Origin of the sequence: uncultured Actinomyces sp., from assembly GCF_963542285.1 — a bacterium.
GTDB lineage: Bacteria > Actinomycetota > Actinomycetes > Actinomycetales > Actinomycetaceae > Pauljensenia.
The window spans coordinates 80,734-90,448 of sequence record NZ_CAUTWQ010000007.1 but is presented as its reverse complement, the minus strand read 5'-3'; the positions used below and the strand labels follow the sequence as shown (position 1 = coordinate 90,448).

8 protein-coding genes are annotated in these 9,715 nt (G+C 54.9%); all 8 read left to right on the top strand.

The window, feature by feature from the left end; genetic code table 11:
* Nucleotides 1-362: respiratory nitrate reductase subunit gamma (locus RW023_RS04730; RefSeq protein WP_315580108.1), on the top strand; the 362-nt coding region annotated here is incomplete at its 5' end.
* Between the two features lie 321 nt (nucleotides 363-683).
* On the top strand, nucleotides 684-1,421 hold the full coding sequence (locus tag RW023_RS04725; protein ID WP_315580107.1) for a helix-turn-helix domain-containing protein: 738 nt from the start codon (nucleotides 684-686) through the stop codon (nucleotides 1,419-1,421).
* A 90-nt stretch (nucleotides 1,422-1,511) separates the two neighbouring features.
* Nucleotides 1,512-1,928, top strand: coding sequence for a molybdopterin-binding protein (locus RW023_RS04720; protein ID WP_178706348.1), 417 nt, complete (start codon nucleotides 1,512-1,514; stop codon nucleotides 1,926-1,928).
* Nucleotides 1,925-2,749: a molybdate ABC transporter substrate-binding protein gene (gene modA / locus RW023_RS04715; RefSeq protein WP_315580106.1), complete on the top strand. Its 825-nt coding sequence runs from the start codon at nucleotides 1,925-1,927 to the stop codon at nucleotides 2,747-2,749. The genes RW023_RS04720 and modA overlap by 4 nt, the downstream gene beginning before the upstream one ends.
* Before the next feature lie 40 nt (nucleotides 2,750-2,789).
* On the top strand, nucleotides 2,790-4,442 hold the full coding sequence (locus tag RW023_RS04710) for an ABC transporter permease (protein WP_315580105.1): 1,653 nt from the start codon (nucleotides 2,790-2,792) through the stop codon (nucleotides 4,440-4,442).
* A 501-nt stretch (nucleotides 4,443-4,943) separates the two neighbouring features.
* The gene (locus RW023_RS04705) at nucleotides 4,944-6,692 is read left to right on the top strand and encodes an ABC transporter ATP-binding protein (protein ID WP_315580104.1); all 1,749 of its coding nucleotides are present in this window, start codon (nucleotides 4,944-4,946) and stop codon (nucleotides 6,690-6,692) included.
* Nucleotides 6,693-6,834: 142 nt separating this feature from the next.
* Entirely contained in the window at nucleotides 6,835-8,739 is a 1,905-nt protein-coding gene (locus RW023_RS04700; protein WP_315580115.1) for an ABC transporter ATP-binding protein, read from the top strand.
* Nucleotides 8,740-8,819: 80 nt separating this feature from the next.
* Nucleotides 8,820-9,689: an alpha/beta hydrolase gene (locus tag RW023_RS04695; protein ID WP_315580103.1), complete on the top strand. Its 870-nt coding sequence runs from the start codon at nucleotides 8,820-8,822 to the stop codon at nucleotides 9,687-9,689.
* Nucleotides 9,690-9,715 lie beyond the last annotated feature (26 nt).

Below are 9,715 nucleotides of genomic sequence, written 5' to 3'. Positions count from 1 at the left end.
CGACCCGCATGGACATCGTCACCTACGTGATGCTGGCGATCCCGGTGCTCCTGGGCGGGGCGGCGACCCTGCTCAACCAGGTACTCGGGGGCCACGAGGGCTACGACTACCGCGAGACGATCTCCGTCTGGTTCCGCTCGATCTTCTATCTCCACCCGCAGGCGCACCTGATGGTGGATGTGCCCCTCAGCTTTAAGCTGCACATCATCGCGGGCCTGCTGCTGTTCTGCATCTGGCCGTTCACTCGCCTCGTACACGCGGTGAGTGCGCCGGTCGGCTACGTGGCGCGTCCCCCGGTGATCTACCGGTCGCGCGACGAGCGTCGCACGCACGAGCTCACGCGCGGCGGTATGTCGGACTGATCGATGGCCGTGCCCGCCGCGGCCCCTCGCTCCCAGGCGAGGCCCTGGCGCGGTCAACGGTCGAGCCGGGGGCGAGCGCATGCTCGCCCCCGGCTCTTTATCGTGGTTCCCGCGTTCTCACCTGTATGAATACACCGATAGACCCCGCGTAATGCGACCGACTGTTGGTATTGGGCGTGCGGGTGGCTGTCTGTGGTGATGTGATCTGGGGCCTGTATGTGCTGACCCGCGCATACAGGCCCCAGCATTTGAAACGTATGACAGCTAGTTGTTGCCTGTGCATTAGAATGTCAACCAAGTCCCTGAAGACAAGGAGTAGCTGTGACTAACGGCGAGGTGAAAGCCGGTCCGATTGGCATCGAATACATGATCACCCAGTTGGCGACCGCATCCCCGGCGCAGCGTAAGGTTTTGCACACCCTTACTGATATTGGTCGTGAAGCAACCGTTGTTGAAATCGCAGATCATTTGGGAATTCATAAGAACTCGGTTCGTGAGACTCTTGTTCCTCTGGTCGAACAGGGCTTAGTTGTGCGTCGCACTCACAACCCCGAAGGGCGAGGTCGCCCTGCGATGTACTACGAGATCGCGGTCATTGGGGACGCAGCGCGTCTTCAACGTCAGTCTTCGGAACTTCTTCTTGCCGCGGCCTCGGCAATGGCTCAAACTTCGGACGGCGGCGAAAAACTTGCTGACATCATGGGGCGGAATTGGGGGCAGCAGTACGTTGATCTCATCCGCTCTTCCGGTGCGCTCGACGCTGCTCGTGATGATGAGGAAGCCCTACTTTCGCTTCTTCGAGTTTTCCTTTCAACGCGCGGTTTCCGTGCGTTAAATGCAGAAGATGGCAGTCTGTCCATCCAATCCTGCCCCTACCTCAATATTGGCAACGATAAGATCCAAAGCATTGTGTGTCGGATGCACGGTGCCGCGATTCGGCAGATTGTTGAAGAGCTCAGTGATGGTGGCATGAGTATGACTCTGGTGCCCTTCGGCAATAGTTGTGGTTGCCAGGTTTTCTTTGAGGATATCCCGGTACGAAAGGCCTCGGGCGAATAATCTATTCGATGGCTTTCCGCGTCTGCGGAGAAATTTGCGTATTTTTGTCGATTAATTACAAAAAACGGCAAAACCCGTTAAAATTAATTCATGCCTTATTACAAAGTTTCGACTCTGGCAACTCTCCTTGGCGTCAGTGATGACACCGTTCGTCGCTGGCTTGATGATGGACTTGTGACTCGTGCAGATAGCGCTGAGAACTCGGGACCGCTTCGTATCGATGGAGCATCGGTCGCGGCTTTAATTAATAGCCAACCTGATGTTCATCAGCTTGCTCTTGGGCAGGGCACTCAGTCTGTTCGTAACCACCTCCAGGGATTGGTTATTGCTGTTCACTCCGATCCGGTGATGAGCCAGGTTGATCTGCAGTGCGGTCCCTACCGTGTCGTTTCTCTGGTTTCGACCGAAAGCGTCCGCGAGCTGGGAATCGAAGTGGGTTCCATCGCCATGGCTCAAATCAAGGCAACAAACGTTTCTCTTCAGGTACCAAATGGAGGAAACCTGTGAATCGCTACAAAGGAATCATCGTCACAGCCGCGGCTAGCCTTCTTGTGCTTACCGCTTGCTCAGGCGGAAACGGTGCATCTGCAGACAAGTCTGCAAGCGCCTCGGCATCTGCTTCGACAGAAACTGCAGCACCGGTTGAACTCAACGTTTTTGCGGCTGCGTCGTTGAACAAGGCATTCCCTGAGATCGCTGATACGGTCCTCAAGGAAACCGATCCGAACATCAAGGTGACCTTCAACTTCCAGGGATCATCGACTCTGGTTGACCAGATGAAAGAAGGCGCACCTGCCGATGTTTTCGCCTCCGCAGACCAGAAGAACATGACCAAGGCAACCGATGCGAAGCTTGTCGACACTCCGAAGCCCTTCGCATCTAATGTCCTGACATTGATTGTCCCCAAGGGAAATCCTGCCAAGATCACCGGTCTTGATTCCTCTCTTGATGGCAAGAAGCTCGTTGTGTGCGCAGAGGGTGTTCCCTGTGGTAACGCAACCAAACAGTTGGCCGAAAAGCTCGGCGTCACGCTCAACCCTGTTTCGGAAGAACAGAAGGTGACGGACGTGCGCGCCAAGGTTGAGAGCGGTGAAGCCGATGCAGGCCTCGTCTATGCAACCGACGCGAAGGCTGCTGGCGACAAGGTCGAAACCATCGAGATTGCCCGTGCAAACGAGGTCGTGAACTCGTACCCCATCGCTCTGACCGTTTCCGCGAAGAACAAGGAAGCCGGACAGAAGTTCATTGACGCTGTTCTTTCTGAAAAAGGACAGGCAGTGCTGAAGAAGTATGGCTTCTCAGAACCGACTTCCTCGGATAAGGGCTGAAATCGCGTTCTTCTACTCACAGTAGTTTCGGAATAATCTCATGACGAACAAGCACAGGCATGCGGGGATCCCGCGTTGGATCGCACTTCCCGCAGCCTGTGCTGTTCTATTTCTTCTTGTTCCCTTCATCGCGCTTCTCGTACGCATCGATTGGGTTCAATTTCCCCATCTATTCACTCAAGCACTGGGCTCGCAAGCCCTTGCTCTTTCGCTGCGTACCTGTCTTGCCTCGACCCTTGCCTGCATTATTGTCGGTCTTCCTTTAGCGCTGGTGTGTGCCAGGGCGCGCGATACATGGTGGTCCCGAGTCCTGCGCTCCATGGTCACCTTGCCCATGGTTCTTCCTCCGGTCGTCGCGGGCTTGGCCCTCTTGATCACCTGGGGTCGCAGAGGCCTGATTGGTGCTTATCTGCAAATCTTCGGTATCAATATTGCTTTCACGACGGTCGCGGTCATTATGGCGCAGACCTTCGTGTCGCTCCCTTTCTTTGTTTCTTCACTTGAAGGTGCATTGCGTACTCGCGGCTTCAATGAGGAACGCGTTGCGAGTGGGCTGGGAGCCTCGCCTTCTCGGACACTGTGGTCTGTCACCCTGCCGCTGATGATCCCAGCTCTGGTGTCCTCGACGGCGCTGGCCTTCTCGCGTGCGCTGGGAGAGTTCGGCGCAACCATTACTTTTGCGGGTTCCCTTGCCGGAGTAACCCGTACTCTTCCTTTGGAAATCTATCTTCAGCGCGAAGAATCGACCGACATGGCCCTGATGCTCTCCGTCATCTTGGTCTTTGTTGCGCTGGTCCTGGTTGGTGGTGCTTCAGCCTTTTCGCAGTGGTGGTATTCGCGTCTTCTGAGAGGGACCTCCACCGACGAGGCGAAAGTTCCCGCGGCCTCGCGCTCGACTACCGAGCCTAGCCACCGCCTCGGGAATGAGAAGGGAAATGCGCAGGGCCAACTTCCACGCGTTCCAGTCCCTGGCGTGCGGATTGCGGGAACGCTTGCCGAGAGGCACATCGACGTTGACCTCACCTGTCAGCCCGGAGTCGTCACGGCCTTGATGGGACATAACGGTGCGGGAAAGAGCACGCTCTTGTCGGTGCTTTCCGGCGCCCTCGATGCGCCGCAGATGACCTGCACCTGGCAGTGGCCAGATGGCACTTCAGACCGCCTGCCGAAGATTGCGACCTTAGAGCAGAAGCCCGTTTTGTTCCCCCATATGAGTCTCCTCGCCAATGTTGCCTTCCCCTTGCGTTGCGCCGGCATTTCCCCTGCCGAGGCCGAGGTACGTGCGCGTGAAGCCCTGGAGTCTGTGGGTTTGGCAGGCTTGGAGCAGCGTCGTCCGGCTCAGGTGTCTGGTGGGCAAGCTCAGAGGACCGCTTTGGCTCGTGCGCTGGTTGTTGCTCCCGAGGTCTTGTTGCTTGATGAACCGATGGCGGCGCTCGATGTCGAGGCCGCGCGTGGACTTCGTGAGTTGATTGCGCAACGATTCCTTGGGCGCACTGTCATCATGGTGACACACCAGATTGAAGATGCTGCCGCACTTGATGCGCATATCATCGTCTTAAAGGGCGGCCGTGTGCTTCGCGAAGGGCCGTGGCGAGAATTGATCAACCAGTCGATGTCGCGCGCGGATGAGAGTGATTCGGCGCTATTGGCAATGGGGCTGAGTGCATTGGAAAGGGCGCTCGGACAGGAGTAACAGTGAAAACGCTGCTATCGCTCTGCTGAGCTGGGCTCAGGGAAGTGTGCAAGATTCGGTGAGATCTCGGCGCGCTTGTCTCCACGAATCTCCAAGGTGTTGTGCGTTGCGCGGCTATAAAAACACTGTGGGGCCGGCAAAGCCGGCCCCACGTGCATCCCATCAACACAATATGCGTTCTAAACAGCGTCCCTCAACAGGTAAAGGAGACGGGGCCTTACGACCCCCGATGTCTGATACTGAAAATCTACGGGCGTAATCTGTACTTGATGTGGGTTAAAGCTATGAATCAGCTATGAAACATTCTGCTTGTGCAGCGTGAGATTTCGCCGATCGCGTCATTGACTAGATGATATCGCCGCCGTTAGGAAAGGCGGCTAACATGGGAAGATCTACATCAAATGATTAATCCGCCTACCCCGGCCGCAAAGATGCATCCCTTTGAAGGTCTACGGGTAGGTTCCTATTACACGCAGTAATTTTTCGGGGGTCCAGCGCTACATGTCGACTGTTCGTACTTTGTTGAGAAGCGTGCGTGAGTATCGTCGCGCTTCGCTTCTGACACCGCTGTTTGTCACGGGAGAGGTCATTCTTGAGTGCTTCCTCCCACTGGTTATGGCCTCCTTGGTTGATCACCTTCAGGGTGGTGTGCTCACTCCAGTTGTCCGCCTCGGCGTCTTTATGCTGGTCATGGCGATGTTCTCACTCCTCTTCGGTGTCCTTGCCGCGCGCTTTGGTGCCACTGCAGCAGCGGGGCTGGCAAAGCACCTGCGTCAAGACCTCTTCTTCAAGGTTCAGGACTTCTCTTTCGGAGATGTCGATCGTTTCTCGACATCCTCCTTGGTTACCCGTATGACGACCGATGTGACCAACGTTCAAAACGCTTACGGCATGATTATTCGCGTAGCAGTTCGTGTCCCGCTGATGGTTGTCTTCTCGATTGTCATGGCGCTTCGCATTAACTGGCGGATGTCCTTGATTTTCCTGATCATGCTGCCGTTCCTAGCGGCAATTATGTTCGGTATTGTCGTCTTTATTTTCCCGGTTTTCCGGCGAATCTTTAAGAAATACGATGCTCTGAACAACTCGGTTCAGGAAAATATTGCTGGTATTCGCGTCGTAAAGTCCTTCGTCAACGAAGAGTACGAAAAGATCCGTTTTGCCAAGCGCTCAGAGGAAGTACGAGCAGACTTCACCTTCGCGGAGAAGGTTCTTGCGCTCAATACGCCCGTCATGATGTTCTTCATCTTTGGTGCGATCATGCTGGTTGACTTCATTGGTGCGCAGATGATTGTGGCGTCAGGCGGCAGCGAATTGACCACCGGTCAACTAACAGCACTGATTACATACGGGATTCAGATCCTCTCGGCCATGATGATGTTGGCCTTTATTTTCGTTATGGTGACGATCGCCGCAGAGTCCGCACACCGCATTGCTGAGGTGCTTCAGTACGAATCTCCATTAACATCCCCCGAATATGGAATCCGTGAAGTATCCGCCGGTGATATCACCTTTGAAGGCGTGACCTTTAAGTATCGCGAAGACTCTGAACGTCCCGCGCTTGAAAACATCACTTTGGATATCCCCGCAGGCTCGACTCTGGGCATCGTTGGTGGAACGGGTTCAGGTAAGACCAGCTTGATCCAGTTGATTCCACGACTGTATGACGTGACGGAAGGCAAGGTCGCCGTTGGCGGGATTGATGTGCGTGACTACCGCCTCGAACCCCTGCGTGATGTGGTGTCCGTTGTTCTTCAGAAGAACATTCTTTTCTCTGGAACAATTAAGGAAAACCTCCGTTGGGGTAACCCTGAGGCAACCGATGAAGAAATCGTGCGAGCCTGCGAACTTTCACAGGCCGACGAATTTGTCCGTCAGTTCCCCGATGGCTATGACACTATGATCGAAAGGGGCGGGTCGAACCTTTCGGGTGGCCAAAAGCAGCGTCTGTGCATCGCACGCGCCTTGCTGAAGAAGCCCAAGATCTTGATCCTTGATGATTCGACCAGCGCGGTTGATACTCGAACCGATTCGCTGATTCGTCAGGCTTTCGAAACGGAAATCCCGGATACGACAACAATCATCGTTGCGCAGCGCATTTCTTCAGTCCAGCATGCCGATCAAATCATCGTTTTGGACGACGGGCGTATTAAGGAGCATGGCACTCACCAGGAACTCCTTGACTTGGGTGGCGAGTATCGCGAACTTTACGACACTCAAAACAGTACGAATGAAAGCGAGGTGGCCTGAAATGTCGGTTGAACGCTACGAAGAAGAACAGGCAGATCAGATTGCCGCTCACGCTCCCGCATCACTAGAGGTGCTTCCGCAGGATCAAGCTGAGAAAGCGCGCGAGGAAAGTCAAAAACAAAAAGAGGGCGCCGCCTCGGGAATGAAAGACCCCAACAAGCTTGATGGAGTGCCGCGTCCTTTCGGAAGGCTGATGACCTATCTGTGGGCAAACTACAAGATCCACCTGAGTGTTGTCGGCATCTGTATTGTGATTTCGGGTATCGCTTCTGCAGTTGGGGCGATCTTCCTCCAGCAGATCGTTGATACCGTGATTATTCCCGGTATGAGCCAAGGACTGCCAGCCGTTATGTCGCAATTGGTGCGACTGGTTGTGATCATGGGTATCATCTTTGGCTCGGGTGTTCTGTGCGCTTTCATCTACACGCGACTGATGGCAATCGTCACTCAGGGCACGCTCAAGAAGATGCGTGATGACATGTTTGATCGCATGGAGACACTTCCGCTGAAGTTCTTCGATACGCACCCTCACGGTGCGATCATGTCGACCTACACAAACGATACGGACGCGATTCGTCAGCTTATTGGCCAATCGATCCCGACCCTGATCCAGTCCGCACTTACTATTCTTGTGTTGACAATCACTATGCTCAGCTACTCGCTGTGGCTCACTCTTCTTGTTGCGGCGGCGACTGTCACGATGTTTGCTGTGACAAAGAAAATGGGTGGCGGTTCAGCGAAGTTCATGGTTGCGCAGCAACGCTCGCTGGCTGAAGAAGAGGGCTACATCGAAGAGATGATGGATGGCCAAAAGGTCATTAAAGTCTTCAATCACGAAGATGCTGTTAAGCATGATTTCCTGGGCTACAACCACCAGTTGTTCAACGATTCAGAACGCGCGAATCAGTACGGCAATATGCTCATGCCAACCTTGGGCAATATCGGAAATATCCTTTATGTTGCCGTTGCCCTGATCGGCGGCATCATGGTTGAGCTTCAGACCCCGAATTTCGGCTTCGCGGGTATGGGCGCAATCACTGTCGGCGTCGTTGTCTCCTTCCTGGGGATGGTTCGTAACTTTACACAGACGCTGGGACAGGCCTCGATGCAGGTCCCGATGATCGCCCTAGGTCTTGCGGGTGCTTCCCGAGTCTTCGCTTTGATGGAGCAAGAGAGCGAAGAAGACGAGGGTTACGTGACCCTAGTGCGCGCGCGCGTCGATGAGAACGGCGATGTCCATCCCACCGAGGAACGTACAGGTGTATGGGCATGGCGTCACCCCCACAGCGACGGAACCGTCACCTACACGCGTCTGCGCGGCGAGCTGGTCATGGAAAATGTCGACTTCTCCTACGATGGGAAAAAGACGGTTCTTCACGACATCTCCCTGTGGGCAAAGCCTGGACAAAAGATTGCGTTTGTTGGTGCAACTGGCGCGGGCAAGACGACCATCACTAACCTGATCAATCGTTTCTACGATATCGATGACGGCAAGATCCGCTTTGATGGCATCAATATCAGGAAGATTCACAAGCCCGATCTGCGTCGCTCACTGGGCGTCGTGCTTCAGGATGTCAAGCTCTTTACCGGTACCGTCATGGATAACATCCGCTTTGGGCGACTGGACGCGACCGATGAGGAATGTATTGCAGCAGCAAAGCTTGCGAATGCTCATTCCTTCATTGAGCGCCTTCCCGATGGCTACCAGACCGAGCTCAGCGGCAATGGCTCAAACCTCTCGCAGGGGCAGGCGCAGTTGCTGTCTATTGCGCGTGCAGCGGTTGCCGATCCGCCGGCGATGATTCTGGACGAGGCGACTTCCTCGATCGATACGCGTACCGAGTCGCTGGTCCAGAATGGCATGGATAACCTCATGGAGGGGCGTACGGTCTTCGTTATTGCACACCGTCTGTCAACGGTCCGTAACTCCGACGCCATTATGGTTCTGGATCACGGCCGTATTATCGAACGTGGAAGTCACGACGAACTGATTGCTCAAAAGGGTGTGTACTACCAGCTGTACACGGGAGCTTTTGAGCTCGAGTGAAATTCTCACGTGCGTGAGCATGTGAGAGCAGATGGAGGCCGGTGGAGTGTTCTGCCGGCCTCGACTGTAAGGGGAAATGTATGCAGATACGTGGAGAAGTTCATTGCGAGCCTTTTGGGGGACATCTTCCCGAGGGTTTGCGTTGCCTGGGGATTCCCAGCGCTGGTGGTGTCTTGACCGCGGTAGTGACTGACGAGGCCGTGGCTGGGTCCACCCCTGCGCTCCTCGTGCCAGGTTTTACCGGTTCAAAAGAGGATTTCACTCCCTTCCTGCCGTATTTGGCCGAGCGCGGTCGCGCGGCGCTTGCATATTCACAGCGAGGTCAAGCGGATTCTGCTGCACCCAAAGGCGTTGAGAATTACCGATTGGCTGACTTTGTCGGTGACCTGATTGAGGTTGCGCGCGCGATGGGCGCAAGCGAGCGGCCAATTCACCTGCTGGGACACTCATTTGGCGGTGTGATTGCCAGGCAAGCTGCTGTGGTTGCACCTGAACTATTCCGTTCCGTGACACTGTTTTCTACAGGTCCTCGACCGCCTGAATCGATGCGCTGGACACCCCTGCGTCAGCGTTTGCTGTCTTCGACAACAGGGAAGAGGCTTTCAGCTTGGTATATCTCGCAGTTCTTGAGTGAAGATCCTAGGGAAGAGCTGATTGCTGAACGCGCGATAGTTACCAGTGAGGACTCTCTCATGGGTGCGGCCTTCATTTTGGCTCGTTATCCAGATGTCTCGCTTCCCCTCCGTCAAAGTGGGCTTCCTGTCTTGATCACTCGCGGCGTAGGGGATACGGTTTGGCCAGAGCAGATGCATCGTGAAGAAGCCGCGTTATTGGGTGCGCGCTATGAGGTGATTTCAGATGCGAAACACAGCGCTCAATTAGAAAATCCGGCTGCGTTGGCGGATGTTCTTGCTGCCTTCTGGGCTGATGTCGAGGCTGGGAGAAACTGAGGGCTTAAACAATGTCCCTCTTGTGA

Bases quoted from the DNA above. Each gene is read 5' to 3' on its own strand.
- RW023_RS04695 (WP_315580103.1), top strand. From the start codon at position 8,820: ATGCAGATACGTGGAGAAGTTCATTGCGAGCCTTTTGGGGGACATCTT.
- RW023_RS04710 (WP_315580105.1), top strand. From the start codon at position 2,790: ATGACGAACAAGCACAGGCATGCGGGGATCCCGCGTTGGATCGCACTT.
- RW023_RS04720 (WP_178706348.1), top strand. From the start codon at position 1,512: ATGCCTTATTACAAAGTTTCGACTCTGGCAACTCTCCTTGGCGTCAGT.
- RW023_RS04705 (WP_315580104.1), top strand. From the start codon at position 4,944: ATGTCGACTGTTCGTACTTTGTTGAGAAGCGTGCGTGAGTATCGTCGC.
- RW023_RS04700 (WP_315580115.1), top strand. From the start codon at position 6,835: ATGAAAGACCCCAACAAGCTTGATGGAGTGCCGCGTCCTTTCGGAAGG.